Here is a 17,276-nt window from a genome sequence, read left to right as displayed (position 1 = left end):
TTACTGGGCCGGACGTTGCGGCAGGTCAGTATCGGTCAAACCGGTTGCCGAGGATACCAATCGGGGCGACCCGGTGTGCGGGCCCACGGGGTTCGGTCCGAGGCGGCGCGCCCGTCGTCGCCCCGCGCGGATCTCGCGGCGCAGCGTCTTCAGGTAGTGGTTGTGGTCGACCTGGACGGTGTGGCGGGTGGAGTCGATGAATCGCTTGCGCAGCCAACGCTGATCGGCGTCGATGGCGCGGCGCATGAGCTCGGCGGTGGGCAGCGCGCAGCGGCCGGCAAGCAGCTCTCCGATCCATTTGCCCTGCAACTCGGCCAACGGCTGGATGGCCCCCAGCGGTTGGCACAGCCCGACGAAGAACAATCCGGGCCGGTCCGGGTCGACCACGCGGTGGTAGAGCGCGATCTGGTTGTCGGGGGCCGAGACGTAGGCCTGGTCGAAGAACGGAAAGGTGATCCGGTAGCCGGTGGCGCAGACGATCACGTCGACGGCTTCGATGCTGCCGTCGGCGAACCGGACCCGGTCGCCGAGCAGCTCCGCGATCGGTGGTTTGGGCGTGATGCGGCCCAGCCGCAGTTCATCCATCAGGCCGGCCGACATGGTGGGATGGGCGTCGCCGAAGGAGTGATCCGGCGCCGGCAGTCCGTAGTCCTGAGCGCGACCGTTCACCAACCGCATCAGTGCCCCCAGGAGCACGCGCCCGGGCTTGTGTGACGCCGAGTTCAGCAACCAGTTCGGCGGTGCCATCCCGAACACGTACTTCGGCATGATGTGGGCACCGCGTCGCACCGAAAGATAGGTCTTGTCGGCCAGATGTGCGGCCTCGCAGGCGATATCGACCGCGCTGTTGCCGATTCCGACCACCACCACCTGCTTTCCGGCCATGAACGCGGCGTCTCGGTAGTCTCGGGAATGCATCACGGTGCCGGCGAAGTCGCCCGGGAACATCGGCTCCGGCATGCGGGCGTCCCAATGGTGACCGTTGGCGACGAGCACCTGGTCGTAGAGCTGGACGCGGCCGTCGGCCAGTCGCACCTCGAAGCCGCCGCCGTCGAGCGGCGTGACCCGGGTGACCTCGGTCTGGAACTGAATGTGATCGTGGAGGCCGTGGTGCCGCGCGTAGTCATCGAAGTAGCGGGCGAAATCCCAGTGGCTCGGATACGCCGGCAGGTCGTCGGGCATCGGGAAGTCGCGGTAGCCCATGTAGGCCTTCGGCGCGTTGGAACTCAACGTGCGATATGCGGCGGCGACCCCGCTCGGGTTGTCGAAGACCCACAGGCCGCCCACCCGGTCGCTCTTCTCGTAGCAGTCGAACGCAATGCCGGCGTTCTTCAGCCCGGCGCAGGCGGCCAGCCCCGCCGATCCGGCGCCGATCACGCAGGCCCGGGGAATTCTGGTGGCAGTCATGAAGCTGTCCTTTCCGACAGTGACAACAGGAACGAAATCTGCTCGCCGACAACGGCATCGAAGGCCGGTCCGCAGTCATACACATCGAAATGCCCGGTCTCGGCATACTCACGGACGTCGGCGTTGGCCCGTCGGGCCGCGGCTCGGGCCAGGTCCGCGGGGGCGTTGAGATCCGCGGTGCCGATCTGCACCAGCATCGGGCAGCTGATGCGGTGGGCGTGCCGGCCGGGCCGATACCGCGGCACGTGGAGCAGCATGCGGGCGGCGAACTCGTTGCGCCACAGCGGCGCATGCCGGGCCGCTGCCAGATAGCCCGGCAGGGCGTCCGGTGTGGTGAGCATCGCGACGGTGTGCGCGGCGCCGACCGCGGGCAGCAGCACCGGGGGACGCCCGAGGCGCGCGCCGATCGCATCCCGCACCGCGGCGAAGCAGAGCCGGACCGCGATGCCGGCGGTGATCGTGTGCCGCATCCGCAGTAACGTCGTCAGCCCGTCGGCAATCGGGGTCAGGGCGATGGCCCCGAGCAGGTCGTGCCGCTGCGCAGCGACCGAGAACACGTGGCCACCGGATAGTGAGGTGCCCCAGATAGCCACGCCGGCAACGTTTTCCAGGCGGTGGGCGGCGGTGAGCGCCGCGTGGTAGTCCTGACACTGTGCGGCGAAATCGATGATCTGGCGGGGTTGTCCGCCGGAGGCGCCGAAACCGCGGTAGTCGAAGCACAGCGCGTCGATCCCGGCGGCGGCGAAGCGCTCACCGAAGCCCACCAGCCCGGCGTCCCGGGTGCCGCAGAAGCCATGGGCCATCACCACGCACGGCCGCCGGCCCGGGCCGGCGGCCGCATAGTGCCAGGCCGCGATCGTGGTGTCGCCGGCCGGAATGCGGAGCTCGCGCCGAGTCATCGGCGGGCTTGCGGGGTGTTGGCGCCCGGCGCGGCCAGGAACCGCCGGTAGGCGAGGGCGAACTCCGGTGTCGCGATGCACTGCAGTTGGGCGTCGAGTTCCGCGTCGAGGGTTTCGGACCACAGCGGCCGGGCGGCGCGGTCGATGATGCGTTTGGCCAGCCCGTTGGCGGTCGTCGAACAGGCCAGCAACTCGTCGGTCAGGGTCGCCGTCGCGGCCGCCAGCCGCGCCGCCGGGGCGACCCGGTTGGCGATGCCCAGCCGCCCGGCCCGGGTCCCGTCGATCATCGCGGAGGTGAGGATCAGTTCCTTGGCCCGGCCCGTCCCGATCAGCGCCGCCAGCCGTGCGGCACCCCCGACGTCGGGCACCACGCCCATCCGGGTCTCCGGCAGGCCCAGCGTGGCGTCGCCGGCGATCACCCGCAGGTCGCACGCCAGCGCCAGTTCGAATCCGGCGCCGATAGCCCAGCCGTGCACGCTCGCGACGGTCGGTATCGGCAGCGCCTCGAGCCGGTCGTAGGCCGCCACGAACGCACCGCGGATGCGGCGGAGTCCGTCCGGGGTGGCGAGGCGCTCCAGCGTCGCGGCGTCGATACCGGAGCTGAAGCCGGGCCCCTCGCCGCGCACCACCACGCAGCCGACGTCGACGGCCGACTCGAGCTCGGCAACGGCGTCGTTCAGGTCGGCGATGAGTTCCTCGTCGAGCGCGTTGCGCCGTTGCGGGCGGGCCAGCACCAAGTGCGCGACACGACCGTCGCGATCAATCCGGATAGCAGACATGGTGGTAGTCAAGCGCCGTTTCCGGCGGCGGGCCATGGCGTGCTGCACAGAGATGACGATCCGCATTGTGCAGTCTCCGCGAGGAGCGCGATAGGCCCTGCCGCACCCGATCCCGGCGGTCATTATCAGGCACAACACCGGTCAGTTGCATTCCTGGCCAGTCTGATCCACGACGAGAGGCAGCAGATGGCGGCACGATTCGAGGGCAAGGTGGCATTCATCACCGGCGCTGCCCGAGGGCAGGGCCGCGCGCATGCGGTGCGGTTCGCCGAGGAGGGCGCCGACATCATCGCGGTGGACCTATGCGCCCAACTCGGCAGCGTCGCCTACCCGATGGGTACGCCGGCGGATTTGGACGAAACCGCCGAGCTCGTGGCGAAGGCGGGCCGCAGAATCATCGCCGAGCAGGCCGACGTCCGGGACCTCGAACAGCTGAGCGACGTGCTGGACAATGCGGTCGGCCGGTTGGGTCGTATCGATTATGTGCTGGCCAACGCCGGTATCGGTCCGGTGTTCGGTGCGCCGTCCCAGCAGCTGTCCGCCTATCGGGACTCGATCGACGTGATGCTCAACGGCGTGTACTTCACCATCGAGGCGGCGCTGCCGGCACTGCTCGGGCACGGTGGCGGCGGTGCCATCGTGATCACGAGTTCGGCGGCCGGGCTCAAATCCGTGGGGCCGGGCTTCGCCACGAAGAGCCACGGCGGAGCCGGTTACACGGCCGCCAAGCACGGGGTGGTCGGGCTGATGCGCTACTACGCAACGACACTCGCCGAGCACAGCATCCGGGTCAACTCGGTGCATCCGACCGGTGTCGCGACCCCGATGATCGAGAACGCCGAGGTTGCCCAGTACCTCGGCGAGCACCCCGAATTCGCCGCGGTCCTGACGAATCTGCTACCCACCCCGATGGTCGAATGCCGCGATGTGACCGAGGCGATGGTCTACCTGTGTTCGGACTCCGGGCGCTACATCACCGGCGTCACCCTGCCGGTAGATGCCGGATTGACGGTCAAGTAGGGGCAGTAGGCTGCACCCATGCGAGTAGGAGTGCTGGGCGCCAAGGGCAAGGTGGGCGCGACCATGGTCGCCGCGGTCGAGGCCGCCGATGATCTGACCCTGTCCGCCGGTGTCGACGACGGTGATGACCTGTCCCTGCTGACCGACAGCGGCACCGAGGTGGTGATCGACTTCACCCATCCCGACGTGGTGATGGACAATTTGAAGTTCCTGATCGACAACGGAATTCACGCCGTCGTCGGGACCACCGGGTTCACCCAGCAGCGGCTGGATCAGGTCGGCGACTGGCTGGCGGCCAAACCCGGCGCCCACGTGCTGATCGCGCCGAACTTCGCGATCGGCGCGGTACTCACCATGCACTTCGCCCGGCAGGCCGCCCCGTACTTCGAGTCGGTGGAGATCATCGAACTGCACCACCCGCACAAGGCCGACGCCCCGTCGGGCACCGCCGCCCGCACCGCCAAGCTGATCGCCGAGGCGCGAAAAGACCTGCCGCCCAACCCCGATGCCACCAGCACCGGGCTCGACGGCGCGCGCGGGGCCGACGTCGACGGGGTCCCCGTGCACTCGGTGCGGCTGACCGGTCTGGTGGCCCATCAGGAGGTGCTGTTCGGCACCGAGGGCGAGACGCTGACCATCCGCCACGACAGCCTGGACCGCACGTCGTTCGTTCCGGGCGTCCTGCTGGGCGTCCGCAATATCGCCGCGCACCCCGGATTGACCATCGGCATCGAGTCCCTGATGAACCTGGGCTGATGCACGTCCTGCGTACCCAGGTGCTGATCGGCTTCCTGTGCGTGGCCCTGGTCGTGTACTTCGTGCTGCTCGGGCGCATCGCCGTGGCGCTGATCGGCGACGGCCGCGCCGCCCCGGTTGGTCTGGGGCTGGCGCTGCTGATCCTGCCGTTCATCGGATTGTGGGCGATGATCGCCACCCTCAGAGCGGGATTCGCGCATCAGCGATTGGCCCGGTTGGCCGCCGAGCAGGGGCTGGAACTCGATGTCAGCACGCTGCCCCGGCGCGCGAGCGGACGCATTGAGCGCGGCGCCGCCGATGCGTTGTTCGACACCGTGCGGGCGGAACTCGACGCCGACCCGGACAATTGGGTGCGCTGGTATCGAGTGGCCCGCGCCTACGACTACGCCGGCGACCGCACCAGGGCGCGCGCGGCCATGAAGAAGGCCGTCGAACTGCAGGAGCAGCGGTAGCGGGCGAGCCGTTCAGGGCCCTAGGCGGACATCCGCGCGAGATGGTCCGGGCCGCCGACGTAGACGATTCCCGTGGGCTTGGGTGCGGTCGCCGCGCGCGCGATCGCCGCGGCGAACGCCGTGAACTCGGGCCGGTCGCCGAGATTGCCGAAGCTGTTCCCGTCGATCATGTCGCCGGAGACCACCGTGAAGTGGATGTCGCGATGGTCGAACTGCGAGCGCATGGCGTAGAGGGCGGTCTCCCCGCCCCGTTTGCTGGCCGCGACGGTGGCGTAGCCCTTCGGCACCGCCTTCAACGGATAGAAGTGCGCCTGGTGGCTGGTGGCGAACACCAGATGGCCACCGGCCGGCATCAGTGGCAGCGCGAGCCGGGCCAGCCGTCGCTGCGCGTCGTGGTTGACGCGCATGGCGTGGTTGGGTTGTGAGTCCGGTTCCAGTCCGCCGGATGCGTTGAGCACCAACGCATCCAACCGACCGAACCGGTGGGCGACATCGTTGATCATCGCGGTGGTGGCCGCGTCGTCGGACACGTCGGCGGCGACCGTGGAGGCGTGGCCGCCCGCGCTGCGGATGTCCTGGGCGACCGCGTCGGCACCGGCGGCGTTGTGCCGGTAGTTGACGACGACGTGGGTGTCGGCGTCGGCGAGGTGCCGGGCGACTTCGGCGCCGATTCCTCGGGATGCACCCGTGACGAGTGCGACCCGCCGGGATGTGTCTGATTGCATGCTGGCTCCTTCCCTGGCTGCCAACAGTGGGTCGGATGGCCGTGCCCGCGGGGCGACGCCATTACCGTTATGCGTAACGACCATACACCGAAAACTAAGAAAAATAAGGCAAATCTAAGGCAACGATTGGGTGTACGGCGTGTCGCGGTCGTGACCTTCTTAGAGTCGGAGCGCTGATAGCGTCCGGGTAGGGCCACCCGACCCGAGCAGGAAGCGAGCGACGTGACCACCCTGACGGCGCGGCTGTTGATCGTCCACCACACCCCGTCGCCGCACTGCCACGAGATGTTCGAGGCCGTCGTATCCGGTGCCACCGACCCCGAGATCGAGGGGGTGGAGGTGATCCGGCGACCGGCGCTGACGGTGTCGGCCGTGGACTGGCTCGAGGCCGATGGCTACCTGGTGGGCACGCCGGCCAACCTCGGCTACATCTCGGGTGCGCTCAAGCACGCGTTCGATCAGTCCTACTACCAACTGCTGGATTCCACCCGGGGGCGACCGTTCGGGGTGTGGCTGCACGGCAACGAAGGCACCGAGGGCGCCGTGCGTGCGCTCGACGGCATCACCGCCGGGCTGGGCTGGGAGCGCGCCGCCGAGACGGTCATCGTTTCCGGCAAGCCGACGAAGGATGACCTCGAGGCGTGCTGGAACCTCGGCGCGACGGTAGCCGCCGCGCTCATGGGCTAGCACGCGAATCGGCCCGCCACCGAGGATGTCGATGACGGGCCGATGGGAGGGCGTGGGGCCTACTTGAAGGCGTCCTTCACCTTCTCGCCGGCGTCCTTGAGATTGGACTTGACCTGGTCGAGCTTGCCCTCGTTCTCGGTGCTCTTGTCGTCGGTGGCCTTGCCGGTGGCTTCCTTGGCCTTGCCGCCGAGATCATCGAGCTTGTTCTTCGCCTTATCCATACCGCTCATGCTCGTTCAACTCCTCGATTGTGCCCGACGCAATCCCGTCGGGCCTGTGCTCTGTATGCCCACGACCGGCCTTGGTCGAAACTTTCTGAGGAACTGCTCACACTTCGAGACGAGAATGAACGCTTCGGCCGGCCCGCGTGCGCCGAACCGCCAGTGGTGCTGCGCCGAACCAGCGACGACAGCTCCTGGTCAGGGAGCTTTGTTCGGTGTAGCCGAGTTGGGTGGCCACCGAGGACAGCGGCAGGTCGGGAACCGCAAGCAATTCCGTGACGCTCTCTCGACGCCGGTCGTCGAGGAGTTGCCCGAAGCTGGTACCAGCCTCGGCCAGACGTCGCTGCAAGACCCGCGGATGCAGCGTGAGGGTGCGGGCGACGTCGTTGAGGGATGCCTGTCCCAGTGGCATCAGCTTGTCGATCAACTCCACCACGTGTTCTTCCACATTCCGGTGTTGCCGCCGGCCGGTCAGATAACGAGCTGCCAATGCGTACGACTGCGAGTCGCCGCCGGCAATGCGTTGTGCGAGCAGGGAACGGGGAAAGAACAGAGCGTTCGCCTGCGCGTTGAACTCGACCGGACACCGGAACGCATCGAGGTACACCTCGGTCGGCGATATCCGGGCATGGCGGAAGGTGATCCGGTGCGGCCGGAAGTCCGAGTCGGAGAGCATCGCGAACATGCCCCTGATGACGCCGAGTGCCACCTCGATCATCTGGGCCCGGTGCGGAACCCTGGCCAGTGTGATCGCGAACTCAACGCGAGCCATGTTCTCGCCCACATTCAGATCGGCCTTGATCGCCGGGGAGTAGGTGTGCAGATACTTGGCCACCCCGACGAGCGCGGCCTGCACAGTCGCGGCGTTGCGAGCCAGCACTGCGATGGGGCCCAGCATTTCGAGGTCTTGCAGCTTGGACAGTCTGAGCCCGAAGTCCGGTACGGCCAGCTCCTGGGCCGCATTGCCGACGAGTGTGGTCAGGGCCGTGTAACGGATGTAGCGATTGAAATCGCCCAGGACCTCCGGATCGATACCCGCCTCGGTGAGGAAGCGCTGCGGATCGCCGCCATGCTCGGTGATCAACTCCGGCACATGGACCAGTGACGACGCGCGCACCAGATCCGCCATAGTCGTCAAATGTAAAATATAAGTCGTGAAATGACAAGGAATCGGGTGGATAAGTGGTCATGATGGACACAGGCCCTGTTCGTCGGGCAATACATCACAGCCAAGGAGTCACGATGACCGTCACCGATATCACCCCCCCGATCGCGCTCACCATGCAGACCAAGGACGTGCCGTGGGCGATTGATGTCCTGGCGCCGGGAATGTCCGCCCAACTCCTCGTAGCCGATGTGGAGGCCGGTCTCACGGTGGCCAATATCCGATTCGCGCCCGGCACGGTGATTCCCACGCATCTGCATACCGGTGCAGTGCACGGCTACACCACCTCCGGCAGCTGGTTCTACCGGGAATACGGCCGAGAATCCCTCAACGTAGCGGGCACCTACATCTATGAGCCGGCCGGTTCGACCCACACGTTGGAGGCTCCGGCAAGCAACACCGAGGACACCGAGGCGCTGTTCATCATCTATGGCGCCTTCCTCAACTACGACGAGCAGGGCAACTACGTCGGCCACGTCGACGCCGCGGTCACCCGTCAGCTCTACATCGACGCGATCAAGCGTCAGGGCGACACTCTTCCGGACTTCGTCATCGGCGGGAACTCCAGGTACGGGCGCTGACATACCGCAGAACATCCGCTGCGCACTCGGGTAGCGTCACCGCCATGCCCGGAATGGCTGAACTCGCGTTGGGCGCCGCACCGATTGCCGGGGGTGCATTGCTGGGATTGGTGGCAGGCAACATCAAGGGCCCGGACCTGCGCGGTGCGATCAAGGCGGATATGGAACTGCTCGAGCGGATTCCGCCGGAGCAGACCGAGCGTCGCGAAGCCTTGCAGCGATCCATCGACATCCGCATCGATGACATCGTCACCGCGGTCGAGAGGAACCGGGAGATCCGCGCGCTGGCGGCGAGCTACAGCGGCAACTGGCGCGACATCGTGGTCTTCATCTGCGCGGTGCTGTTCACCGTGGTGTGGTGGAACGTGAGCCACAGCCGCACCAACTGGATGGTGATGTTCATCGTCCTCATCGGGTTGTCGGTCGTCGCGGCGATCTACGCTGCGCGCGGAATCTTCCGCAGCGTCGCGACTTTCATGCACGCACGCCGGCGCTGAGGACGCCGCGGCCGCGGCGGTGATCGCGGCATAGGGCACCATGGCGTGGTGAACGACAAGGGCCGCGCCCACTTCCGAGTCGAATACGAGCACGAGCTCGAACTCGAACTCGACGGTGCCGTAGAGATCCGGCCCCCGGTGATGGTGGCCGGGGGTGCGCTGCTGGTGGCCGCGGTTATCCTGACCGCGCTGAACCTGCGCCCGGCGATCACCAGCGTCGGCCCGCTGCTCGGTGACATGCGCGAGGCCCTGGGCGTGTCGGCGACCTGGGCGGGCGTGCTCACCACCCTGCCGGGATTGTGTTTCGCCGCGGCCGGCCTGACGGCACCGTGGCTGTCGCGCCGTCTCGGGGTGGGGCGCGCCATCGCCCTGGCGCTGGCGGTGCTGACGATCGGGCTGGGCGTGCGGGTACTCGACGGCCCCTATGTCGTGATCGGCGGAACGTTGGTGGCCACCGCGGGAATCGCGTTGGCCAACGTCCTGATCCCGGTCGTCATCAAGGGATCGTTCCCAGCGCGCATCGGCCTGATGACGGGCGTCTACACCGCCGCCCTGCAGGGCGGCGGTGCCCTGGGCTCGGCCGCGACGCCGCTGCTCGGGGACGCGCTGGGCGGCTGGCGGGGTGCGCTGGGCAGCTGGGCGGTGCTGGCGCTGCTCGCGTTGCTGCTGTGGCTGGTGGGGGCCCGCGGGCTCGGCCGGGTCACCCCGCAGACCGCGGCGCCCGCCGCACCCACGCGTTCGCTGCTGCGCAACCGGCTCGCCTGGACCATCACGCTGTTCTTCGGCTGTCAGTCGTTGTTGGCCTACATCGTGATGGGGTGGCTGGCCGAGGTCTTCATTGACCACGGGGTGAGCCAGCGCAGCGCCGGGCTGCTGGTCGGCCTGGTTTCGCTGCTGGCCGTGCCGATCAGCCTGTTCATCACGCCGTTGGCCGCCCGGCAGCGCCATCAGAGTGGATGGATCGTCGGACTCGGCGTCGTCGGCTTCGTCGGCATGATCGGGTTGGCGGTCGACCCGGGGGCCGCGCCGCTGCTGTGGAGCATCCTGGTCGGCTTCGGGATGTCGGTGTTCTCGTTGGCGCTGGCCGTCATCGCGCTGCGCGCCCGCACCCCCGAGGACACCGCCCAGCTGTCGGGCATGGTGCAGGGCTTCGGTTATCTGCTGGCCGGCCTGGGCCCGTTGCTGTTCGGACTGCTCCACGACCTGACCGGCGGCTGGACCGCGCCGTGGATCATGGCGCTGGCGGTGTACGCGGTGCAGATGGTTGCGGGCGCGGCGGCGGGCCGCAACCGCTACGTCTGATTTTGCAGGTGCTGACCCAAGAACTCCGTGATGGCCGTCCAGTGCCGGGCCGCGGCCGCCTCGTCGTAGGGCGCGTTGTCCGGCACCGCGAAGCCGTGCCCGGCCTCGTAGAACTCGATGGTGTGTGAGACACCGGCGGCCGTCAACGCCTTGTCCAGCGTTTCGGCCTGCGCCGCGGTGAACGACGCGTCGTTCTTGGCGCCACCGACATACACCGGCGCGCGCATGGCGCCGGCCAGCAGGTGCGGACTGCCCGGATCGTCGGAGGCCAGCCCGCCGCCGTGGAACGACAGCGCGGCCGCCACCCGGTCGGGTAGCCGGCCGGCAACCACCAACGAGGTGCGCCCGCCCATGCAGTAGCCGGTGGTGCCGAACGCCGCGCCGCGCACCTCGGGCCGGGCCGCCAGGTAGTCGAACAGCGCGGCGGCATCGGCGGCCATGATGTCCGGGGTGACCTTGCCGATCATCGCGAAGAGCCGGCCGCGTTCCTTGGCGTCACCGAACACGGTCGCCATGTCGAACGGCGCCCAGTCCGGGTGGCGGTAGTAGATGTCGGGTACCAGCACGGCATACCCGGCGGCGGCCAGTTGGGCGGCCATCTCGTCGAAGGTCTGCCGCGGACCGCCGGCGTCGGGATACATCACGACGCCAGGCCAGGGGCCGTCCCCCTCGGGGGTGGCGAAGGTGACGGCGCAGGTGCCGTCGGCAGTGGTCACGGTGTCTTTGATGAGGGGCATGCCTCTGTTCTACCGTGCCGTCCGCACCGAGGTGGCCGAGCGGTACCGAATGCCGCCCACCGGAGTGTGTACCGGCCGAACTCGGAACCAGCGGCGGTAGGCTGACCAGATGCCGATCGCTACGCCTTACGAGGATCTGTTGCGGCTGGTGCTCGAGACCGGGATCCCGAAATCCGATCGCACCGGCACGGGCACCCGCAGCTTGTTCGGTCATCAGTTGCGCTACGACCTCAGCGCCGGTTTCCCGTTGATCACCACCAAGAAGGTGCACCTCAAGTCGGTGGTCTATGAACTGTTGTGGTTCCTGCGCGGTGACTCCAACGTGCGTTGGCTGCAGGAGCACGGCGTCACCATCTGGGACGAATGGGCCGGTCCGGCAGGCGATCTCGGTCCCGTGTACGGCGTCCAGTGGCGGTCCTGGCCGACGCCGTCCGGGGAGCACATCGACCAGATCAGTGCCGCGCTCGCGCTGTTGAAGAGCGATCCGGACTCGCGCCGCAACATCGTCTCGGCGTGGAATGTGGGGGAGATCCCGCAGATGGCGCTGCCGCCGTGCCACGCGTTCTTTCAGTTCTACGTGGCCGAGGGGCGACTCAGTTGTCAGCTCTATCAGCGCAGCGCCGACCTGTTCCTCGGAGTGCCGTTCAACATCGCCAGCTACGCGCTGCTGACCCACATGATGGCGGCTCAGGCGGGCCTGGATGTAGGGGAGTTCATCTGGACCGGCGGCGACTGCCACATCTACGACAACCACGTCGACCAGGTCACCGAGCAGCTGTCGCGTGACCCGCGACCCTACCCGGAACTTGTTCTGGCTCACCGGGACTCGTTGTTCGACTACGCCTACGAGGATGTCGTGATCAAGAATTACGATCCGCATCCGGCGATCAAGGCGCCGGTGGCGGTGTGAGCCCATGGCATTGAACCTGATCTGGGCGCAGTCCACCTCGGGTGTGATCGGCCGCGCCAACACCATCCCGTGGCGGCTGCCCGAAGACCAGGCCCGCTTCAAGGAGTTGACGCTGGGCCACACCGTGCTGATGGGCCGGCTGACCTGGGAGTCGCTGCCGGCCAAGGTTCGTCCACTGCCGGGCCGCCGCAATCTCGTACTCACCAGAAGCTCCGATTACGCGGCCGAGGGCGCCGAGGTGGTCACTGATCTGGAGCAGGTGCCGATCGAGGACACCTGGGTGATCGGCGGCGCGCAGATCTACGCCCTGACGCTGCCGCTGGCGTCGCGGTGCGAGGTCACCGAGATCGAGATCGACCTGCCGCGCAACGACGACGACGCGGTGGCTCCGCTGCTCGACGAGAGTTGGCAGGGAGCAACCGAGGACTGGCTGACCAGTTCGACGGGGCTGCGGTACCGGTTTGCCAGTTACTGGCGCTGATGGCGCGACTCAGTCTTGCCCAAGCGCGTCGGATTGCCGTCGCCGCGCAGGGATTTCACGAGCCCCGGCCCGGCGGCGCCGTCACCCGCGCTCATCTGCGCCGGCTGATCTCGCGTATCCAGGTGTTGCAACTGGATTCGGTGTCGGTGGCGGTACGCGCGCATTATGCGCCCGTGTTCAGCCGGTGGGGACCGTATGACCGCGCGCTGCTGGACCGGGCGGCGTGGAGCCACAGCGCCCGGTCGCCCCGGCTGCTGGTCGAGTACTGGGCGCACGAGGCCGCGCTGATGTCGGTCGACGATTGGCCGTTACTGCGCTGGCGGATGCGCGAATACACCCACGGCCGCTGGGGTACCGAGATCGTCCGCAAGAACCGGCAATTGGCCGAGGACATCGTGGCCGCGGTGGCCGAGATCGGCCCGTCGACCGCCGGGCAGATCGAGGCGCATCTGAAGGCCGAACCGCGCGGACAACGCGGACCCTGGTGGGATCGCAGCGACACCAAGTGGGTTGCCGAGGCACTGTGGTCGGCGGGGGTCTTGACGACGGCCACCCGGGTCGGCTTCGCCCGGCACTACGACCTGGTCGAACGGGTGCTGCCCGCCGACGTCCTGGCCCGCGAGGTCGACGACGCCGACGCGGTGCGCGAGCTGACCCTGCGCGCTGCCACCGCGCTGGGGGTGGGCACCGAAGCCGACATCCGCGACTACTTCCGCCTCGGCGCCGCCCAGGTCAAACCCGCGCTGGCGGAGCTGGCCGCCAGCGGCGAGCTGGAACGGGTCGACATCGACGGGGCGCCGGCGTATCTGCGTGTGGGACAGAAGATTCCGCGTACCGACCGCGGGACGGCGCTGCTGTGCCCGTTCGACCCGCTGGTGTTCTTCCGCCCGCGGGTCGAACGGCTGTTCGGCTTTCACTATCGCATCGAGATCTACACACCGGCGGCCAAGCGCCGCTACGGCTACTACGTGTGGCCGTTCCTGCTCGACGGGAAACTCGTCGGCCGGGTGGATCTGAAAGCCGACCGGGCCGCCAACGCCCTGCACGTGCTCGGCGCGTTCAGCGAGGACGGCCAGGACCGCGCCCGGGTGGCCGCCGCCCTGGCCCCCGAGCTACACGCGATGGCCGGCTGGCTGGACCTGGGTTCGGTGCGGGTCGGTGACCGCGGGGACCTGGCGGGGGAGCTGAGCCGACGGGTATCGGCCTGACCGCCGCCGCGACCGGGCGGATCCTCCGATCACACCTCCGGCAACCCGGCGACCCGCCGCGTTAGGCTCACCGCGTGGCCGAGACCGCACCGCTGCGCGTGCAGCTGATCGCCCAGACGGAGTTCACCGCGCCGCCGGACGTGCCGTGGAGCACCGACGCCGACGGCGGACCCGCGCTGCTCGAGTTCGCCGGGCGGGCGTGCTACCAGAGCTGGGACAAGCCGAATCCGCGCACCGCGACCAACGCCGCCTACCTCAAGCACATCATCGATGTCGGCCACCTCTCGGTGCTCGAACACGCCTCGGTCAGCTTCTACATCACCGGAATCTCGCGATCCTGCACGCACGAACTGATCCGGCATCGGCACTTCTCCTACTCGCAGCTGTCGCAGCGGTATGTGCCCGAAAACGATTCGCAGGTGGTGCTGCCGCCCGGGATCGACGGCGACCCGGAACTCGAACGGTTGTTCCTGGCCGCGACCGATGCCAGTCGCGCGGCTTACACCGAGTTGTTGACCAAACTCGACGAGAAACTGGCCGGCGCGGCCGGCACCGTGCGGCGCAAACAGGCGCGCCAGGCCGCGCGTGCGGTCCTGCCCAACGCCACCGAGACCCGCATCGTGGTGACGGGCAACTACCGGGCGTGGCGGCATTTCATCGCGATGCGTGCCAGCGAACAAGCCGACGTGGAGATCCGTCGGCTGGCCATCGAATGCTTGCGGCAATTGGTAGCTGTCGCGCCGCAGGCGTTCGCCGATTTCACCATCCATACCCAGGCCGACGGCACCGAAGTGGCCACCAGCCCGTTGGGGACCGAGGCGTGAAACTGCGTTGATTGCGCGCGGTACCCTTACGCCGTGAGCACCAGCGGATTCGACGTCGGCGCACGGTTAGGCACCGTGCTGACTGCCATGGTGACGCCGTTCGACTCGAAGGGCGCGCTAGATACGGCCGTCGCCAAGAAGCTCGCCATCCGTCTGGTGGACGCGGGCTGTGACGGTCTGGTGATCTCGGGCACCACCGGCGAATCGCCGACCACCAGCGATGACGAGAAGATCGAACTGCTCTCCGCGGTGCTCGACGCCGTCGGGGACCGGGCGCGCATCATCGCCGGTGCCGGCACCTATGACACCGCGCACAGCGTGGGCCTGGCCCGGCGCAGCGCGGCCGCGGGCGCCCACGGCTTGCTGGTGGTCACGCCCTATTACTCGCGGCCCCCGCAGAGCGGTTTGCTGGCGCATTTCCGCGCCGTCGCCGACGCCACCGACCTGCCGAACGTGCTCTACGACATCCCCCCGCGCTCGGTCGTCCCGATCGAATGGGACACCATGCGGCTACTGGCCGAGCATCCGAACATCGTGGGGGTCAAGGACGCCAAGGGCGACCTGCACGGCAGCGCCCAGATCATGGCGGAGACCGGGCTGGCGTACTACTCCGGCGACGATGCGCTGAACCTGCCGTGGCTGGCGGTCGGCGCAGTCGGTTTCATCAGCGTGTGGGGCCACCTGGCCGCGGCCCAGCTGCGCGAAATGTGGTCGGCGTTCAACTCCGGCGACATCGGTACCGCACGCAAGACCAGCGTGGCCCTCGGACCGCTCAATGCCGCGCAATACCGCCTCGGCGGCGTCACCATGTCCAAGGCCGGGCTGCGGCTGCAAGGCTTCGACGCGGGCGACCCGCGTTTGCCGCAAGTCCCGGCCACCGACGAGCAACTCCAAGCGCTGACCGCTGAATTGCGGGCCGCTGCATTGCTTCGATAGGAACACCATGAATACGGATTTGGCACCGCCCGGACCCCTGGCGGCCGGCGGGCTGCGGATAACGGCGCTCGGCGGCATCGGTGAAATCGGCCGCAACATGGCGGTGTTCGAACACCTCGGCCGGTTGTTGATCCTCGACTGCGGTGTGCTGTTCCCGGGCCACGACGAGCCGGGTGTCGACCTGATCCTGCCCGACCTGCGCCACATCGAAGACCGTCTCGACGACATCGAGGCGCTGGTGCTCACGCACGCCCACGAGGACCACATCGGGGCCATCCCGTTCCTGCTCAAGCTGCGCTCCGACATCCCCGTCGTCGGCTCGAAGTTCACGCTGGCGTTGGTGGCCGCCAAATGTCGCGAACACCGCATCAAGCCGATCTTCGTCGAAGTGGCCGAGGGGCAGCGCAGCACGCACGGGGTCTTCGAATGCCAGTACTTCGCGGTCAACCACTCGATCCCGGATGCGCTGGCGATCGCCGTGCACACCGGCGCCGGGACGGTCCTGCACACCGGCGACATCAAACTCGACCAACAACCGCTGGACGGTCGGCCCACCGACCTGCCCGGCATGTCGCGGCTCGGCGATGCGGGGGTCGATCTGTTCCTGTGCGACTCCACCAATGCCGAGCATCCGGGGGTCGGTCCGTCCGAGAGCGAGATCGGGCCCACCCTGCACCGCCTCATCCGGGGCGCCGACGGCCGGGTGATCGTCGCGTGTTTCGCCTCCAACGTCGACCGCGTGCAGCAGATCGTCGATGCCGCAGTCGCATTGGGGCGCAAGGTGTCCTTCGTCGGCCGCTCGATGGTCCGCAACATGGGCATCGCCAAGGAGCTCGGGTTCCTGACCGTGGCCGACGACAACGTCATCGACATCGGCGCCGCCGAGGAACTGCCGCCGGACCGGGTGGTGTTGGTGACCACCGGCACCCAGGGCGAGCCGATGGCCGCACTGTCGAGGATGTCGCGCGGCGAGCACCGCAGCATCACCTTGACCGACGGCGATCTGATCGTGCTGTCCAGTTCGCTGATACCCGGTAATGAGGAAGCGGTATACGGCGTGATCGACGCGCTGGCCAAGATCGGCGCCCGTGTCGTCACCAACAGCCAAGCGCGCGTACACGTTTCCGGCCACGCCTACGCCGGCGAGTTGCTGTTCCTGTACAACGGTGTGCGGCCCCGCAACGTGATGCCGGTGCACGGCACCTGGCGGCACCTCCGGGCCAACGCCAAGCTCGCGGTCAGCACCGGGGTGCCCGAAGAGAACATCATGCTGGCCGAGAACGGGGTCAGCGTCGACCTGGTCAAGGGGGTCGCCTCCATTGCCGGCGCGGTACCGGTCGGCAAGATGTTCGTCGACGGTCTGATCACCGGGGATGTCGGCGATGCCACCCTCGGCGAGCGGCTGATCCTGTCCTCGGGATTCATCGCCATCACGGTGGTGGTGCACCGCGGCACCGGCAAGCCCGCGGCGACCCCGCATCTGCACGCGCGCGGCTTCTCCGAGGATCCCAAGGCGCTGGAACCGGCCACCCTGAAGGTGGCAGCCGAATTGGAGAAGTTGGCGGCCGAGGGCGTCACGGATTCCGGACGGGTCGCCCAGGCGGTGCGGCGTGCGGTCGGCAAGTGGGTGGGTGAAACCTATCGGCGCCAACCCATGATCGTGCCGACCGTGTTGGAGATCTAGCGCGC

The 17,276-nt window shown here is 68.1% G+C and carries 20 protein-coding genes; 13 read left to right on the top strand and 7 right to left on the bottom strand.

Features of this window, described 5'->3' with window-relative positions:
• The 3 genes from RCP80_RS15590 to RCP80_RS15580 are packed head-to-tail and all read right to left on the bottom strand — an operon-like array spanning position 1 to position 3,085.
• On the bottom strand, positions 1-1,407 hold the full coding sequence (locus tag RCP80_RS15590; RefSeq protein ID WP_308478535.1) for a flavin-containing monooxygenase: 1,407 nt from the start codon (positions 1,405-1,407) through the stop codon (positions 1-3).
• Positions 1,404-2,306 carry an alpha/beta hydrolase gene (locus RCP80_RS15585; RefSeq protein WP_308478534.1) on the bottom strand — a complete coding sequence of 301 codons (903 nt, stop codon included), beginning with the start codon at positions 2,304-2,306 and terminating at the stop codon, positions 1,404-1,406. The genes RCP80_RS15590 and RCP80_RS15585 overlap by 4 nt, the downstream gene beginning before the upstream one ends.
• Positions 2,303-3,085 carry an enoyl-CoA hydratase/isomerase family protein gene (locus RCP80_RS15580; RefSeq protein WP_308478533.1) on the bottom strand — a complete coding sequence of 261 codons (783 nt, stop codon included), beginning with the start codon at positions 3,083-3,085 and terminating at the stop codon, positions 2,303-2,305. Before RCP80_RS15580 ends, RCP80_RS15585 begins: the two co-directional genes overlap by 4 nt.
• Before the next feature lie 186 nt (positions 3,086-3,271).
• On the opposite strand from RCP80_RS15580, the gene RCP80_RS15575 reads away from it, so the two are divergent.
• The 3 genes from RCP80_RS15575 to RCP80_RS15565 are packed head-to-tail and all read left to right on the top strand — an operon-like array spanning position 3,272 to position 5,313.
• Positions 3,272-4,105, top strand: coding sequence for a mycofactocin-coupled SDR family oxidoreductase (locus RCP80_RS15575; protein WP_308478532.1), 834 nt, complete (start codon positions 3,272-3,274; stop codon positions 4,103-4,105).
• An 18-nt stretch (positions 4,106-4,123) separates the two neighbouring features.
• Positions 4,124-4,861, top strand: coding sequence for a 4-hydroxy-tetrahydrodipicolinate reductase (dapB, locus tag RCP80_RS15570; RefSeq protein ID WP_308478531.1), 738 nt, complete (start codon positions 4,124-4,126; stop codon positions 4,859-4,861).
• A complete protein-coding gene (locus RCP80_RS15565) occupies positions 4,861-5,313 on the top strand; it encodes a hypothetical protein (RefSeq protein WP_308478530.1) in 453 nt (150 codons plus the stop codon). The genes dapB and RCP80_RS15565 overlap by 1 nt, the downstream gene beginning before the upstream one ends.
• Before the next feature lie 20 nt (positions 5,314-5,333).
• Here RCP80_RS15565 and RCP80_RS15560 read toward each other — a convergent pair whose 3' ends face one another.
• Positions 5,334-6,038: an SDR family oxidoreductase gene (locus RCP80_RS15560; protein ID WP_308478529.1), complete on the bottom strand. Its 705-nt coding sequence runs from the start codon at positions 6,036-6,038 to the stop codon at positions 5,334-5,336.
• Between the two features lie 231 nt (positions 6,039-6,269).
• Between RCP80_RS15560 and RCP80_RS15555 the strand changes: the two genes are divergently transcribed.
• On the top strand, positions 6,270-6,725 hold the full coding sequence (locus RCP80_RS15555; RefSeq protein WP_308482866.1) for a flavodoxin family protein: 456 nt from the start codon (positions 6,270-6,272) through the stop codon (positions 6,723-6,725).
• Positions 6,726-6,784: 59 nt separating this feature from the next.
• Here the strand turns inward: RCP80_RS15555 and RCP80_RS15550 are convergent, their stop codons facing one another.
• Together RCP80_RS15550 and RCP80_RS15545 are read right to left on the bottom strand one after the other, a co-directional pair.
• Positions 6,785-6,955 carry a CsbD family protein gene (locus RCP80_RS15550; RefSeq protein WP_308478528.1) on the bottom strand — a complete coding sequence of 57 codons (171 nt, stop codon included), beginning with the start codon at positions 6,953-6,955 and terminating at the stop codon, positions 6,785-6,787.
• A gap of 97 nt (positions 6,956-7,052) precedes the next feature.
• The gene (locus tag RCP80_RS15545; RefSeq protein WP_308478527.1) at positions 7,053-8,075 is read right to left on the bottom strand and encodes an AraC family transcriptional regulator; all 1,023 of its coding nucleotides are present in this window, start codon (positions 8,073-8,075) and stop codon (positions 7,053-7,055) included.
• Positions 8,076-8,188: 113 nt separating this feature from the next.
• Between RCP80_RS15545 and RCP80_RS15540 the strand changes: the two genes are divergently transcribed.
• The 3 genes from RCP80_RS15540 to RCP80_RS15530 all read left to right on the top strand — a co-directional run bounded on the left by RCP80_RS15540 (position 8,189) and on the right by RCP80_RS15530 (position 10,491).
• On the top strand, positions 8,189-8,692 hold the full coding sequence (locus RCP80_RS15540; protein ID WP_308478526.1) for a 2,4'-dihydroxyacetophenone dioxygenase family protein: 504 nt from the start codon (positions 8,189-8,191) through the stop codon (positions 8,690-8,692).
• A gap of 44 nt (positions 8,693-8,736) precedes the next feature.
• Positions 8,737-9,189 carry a hypothetical protein gene (locus RCP80_RS15535; RefSeq protein ID WP_308478524.1) on the top strand — a complete coding sequence of 151 codons (453 nt, stop codon included), beginning with the start codon at positions 8,737-8,739 and terminating at the stop codon, positions 9,187-9,189.
• A gap of 141 nt (positions 9,190-9,330) precedes the next feature.
• A complete protein-coding gene (locus RCP80_RS15530; protein ID WP_308482865.1) occupies positions 9,331-10,491 on the top strand; it encodes an MFS transporter in 1,161 nt (386 codons plus the stop codon).
• On the opposite strand, the gene RCP80_RS15525 is transcribed toward RCP80_RS15530, so the two are convergent.
• Positions 10,482-11,228 (bottom strand): dienelactone hydrolase family protein, encoded by a 747-nt coding sequence (locus RCP80_RS15525; protein ID WP_308478523.1) that lies wholly within the window; start codon positions 11,226-11,228, stop codon positions 10,482-10,484. The genes RCP80_RS15530 and RCP80_RS15525 overlap by 10 nt on opposite strands.
• Before the next feature lie 109 nt (positions 11,229-11,337).
• On the opposite strand from RCP80_RS15525, the gene RCP80_RS15520 reads away from it, so the two are divergent.
• The 6 genes from RCP80_RS15520 to RCP80_RS15495 all read left to right on the top strand — a co-directional run bounded on the left by RCP80_RS15520 (position 11,338) and on the right by RCP80_RS15495 (position 17,271).
• Positions 11,338-12,138, top strand: a complete 801-nt coding sequence (locus tag RCP80_RS15520) for a thymidylate synthase (protein WP_308478522.1) — start codon at positions 11,338-11,340, stop codon at positions 12,136-12,138.
• 4 nt (positions 12,139-12,142) lie between these two features.
• Positions 12,143-12,619 carry a dihydrofolate reductase gene (locus RCP80_RS15515; RefSeq protein WP_308478521.1) on the top strand — a complete coding sequence of 159 codons (477 nt, stop codon included), beginning with the start codon at positions 12,143-12,145 and terminating at the stop codon, positions 12,617-12,619.
• Entirely contained in the window at positions 12,619-13,827 is a 1,209-nt protein-coding gene (locus tag RCP80_RS15510; RefSeq protein WP_308478520.1) for a winged helix-turn-helix domain-containing protein, read from the top strand. Before RCP80_RS15515 ends, RCP80_RS15510 begins: the two co-directional genes overlap by 1 nt.
• A 74-nt stretch (positions 13,828-13,901) precedes the next feature.
• On the top strand, positions 13,902-14,651 hold the full coding sequence (thyX, locus tag RCP80_RS15505; protein WP_308478519.1) for an FAD-dependent thymidylate synthase: 750 nt from the start codon (positions 13,902-13,904) through the stop codon (positions 14,649-14,651).
• Between the two features lie 33 nt (positions 14,652-14,684).
• On the top strand, positions 14,685-15,587 hold the full coding sequence (gene dapA, locus RCP80_RS15500) for a 4-hydroxy-tetrahydrodipicolinate synthase (protein WP_308478518.1): 903 nt from the start codon (positions 14,685-14,687) through the stop codon (positions 15,585-15,587).
• Between the two features lie 7 nt (positions 15,588-15,594).
• On the top strand, positions 15,595-17,271 hold the full coding sequence (locus tag RCP80_RS15495) for a ribonuclease J (RefSeq protein WP_308478517.1): 1,677 nt from the start codon (positions 15,595-15,597) through the stop codon (positions 17,269-17,271).
• The last annotated feature ends 5 nt before the right edge of the window (positions 17,272-17,276 follow it).

It is taken from the genome of Mycolicibacterium sp. MU0053, from assembly GCF_963378095.1.
GTDB classification, from domain to species: Bacteria; Actinomycetota; Actinomycetes; order Mycobacteriales; family Mycobacteriaceae; genus Mycobacterium; species Mycobacterium burgundiense.
The sequence above is the reverse complement of the archived record's forward strand: the minus strand, read 5'-3'. Positions and strand labels throughout refer to the sequence as shown.

What these genes read in the sequence shown, in the direction of transcription:
- RCP80_RS15590 (WP_308478535.1), bottom strand. Translation starts at nt 1,407, where the DNA reads ATGACTGCCACCAGAATTCCCCGGGCCTGCGTGATCGGCGCCGGATCG.
- RCP80_RS15585 (WP_308478534.1), bottom strand. Translation starts at nt 2,306, where the DNA reads ATGACTCGGCGCGAGCTCCGCATTCCGGCCGGCGACACCACGATCGCG.
- RCP80_RS15580 (WP_308478533.1), bottom strand. Translation starts at nt 3,085, where the DNA reads ATGTCTGCTATCCGGATTGATCGCGACGGTCGTGTCGCGCACTTGGTG.
- RCP80_RS15575 (WP_308478532.1), top strand. Translation starts at nt 3,272, where the DNA reads ATGGCGGCACGATTCGAGGGCAAGGTGGCATTCATCACCGGCGCTGCC.
- dapB (WP_308478531.1), top strand. Translation starts at nt 4,124, where the DNA reads ATGCGAGTAGGAGTGCTGGGCGCCAAGGGCAAGGTGGGCGCGACCATG.
- RCP80_RS15565 (WP_308478530.1), top strand. Translation starts at nt 4,861, where the DNA reads ATGCACGTCCTGCGTACCCAGGTGCTGATCGGCTTCCTGTGCGTGGCC.
- RCP80_RS15560 (WP_308478529.1), bottom strand. Translation starts at nt 6,038, where the DNA reads ATGCAATCAGACACATCCCGGCGGGTCGCACTCGTCACGGGTGCATCC.
- RCP80_RS15550 (WP_308478528.1), bottom strand. Translation starts at nt 6,955, where the DNA reads ATGAGCGGTATGGATAAGGCGAAGAACAAGCTCGATGATCTCGGCGGC.
- RCP80_RS15545 (WP_308478527.1), bottom strand. Translation starts at nt 8,075, where the DNA reads ATGGCGGATCTGGTGCGCGCGTCGTCACTGGTCCATGTGCCGGAGTTG.
- RCP80_RS15540 (WP_308478526.1), top strand. Translation starts at nt 8,189, where the DNA reads ATGACCGTCACCGATATCACCCCCCCGATCGCGCTCACCATGCAGACC.
- RCP80_RS15535 (WP_308478524.1), top strand. Translation starts at nt 8,737, where the DNA reads ATGCCCGGAATGGCTGAACTCGCGTTGGGCGCCGCACCGATTGCCGGG.
- RCP80_RS15530 (WP_308482865.1), top strand. Translation starts at nt 9,331, where the DNA reads ATGGTGGCCGGGGGTGCGCTGCTGGTGGCCGCGGTTATCCTGACCGCG.
- RCP80_RS15525 (WP_308478523.1), bottom strand. Translation starts at nt 11,228, where the DNA reads ATGCCCCTCATCAAAGACACCGTGACCACTGCCGACGGCACCTGCGCC.
- RCP80_RS15520 (WP_308478522.1), top strand. Translation starts at nt 11,338, where the DNA reads ATGCCGATCGCTACGCCTTACGAGGATCTGTTGCGGCTGGTGCTCGAG.
- RCP80_RS15515 (WP_308478521.1), top strand. Translation starts at nt 12,143, where the DNA reads ATGGCATTGAACCTGATCTGGGCGCAGTCCACCTCGGGTGTGATCGGC.
- RCP80_RS15510 (WP_308478520.1), top strand. Translation starts at nt 12,619, where the DNA reads ATGGCGCGACTCAGTCTTGCCCAAGCGCGTCGGATTGCCGTCGCCGCG.
- RCP80_RS15495 (WP_308478517.1), top strand. Translation starts at nt 15,595, where the DNA reads ATGAATACGGATTTGGCACCGCCCGGACCCCTGGCGGCCGGCGGGCTG.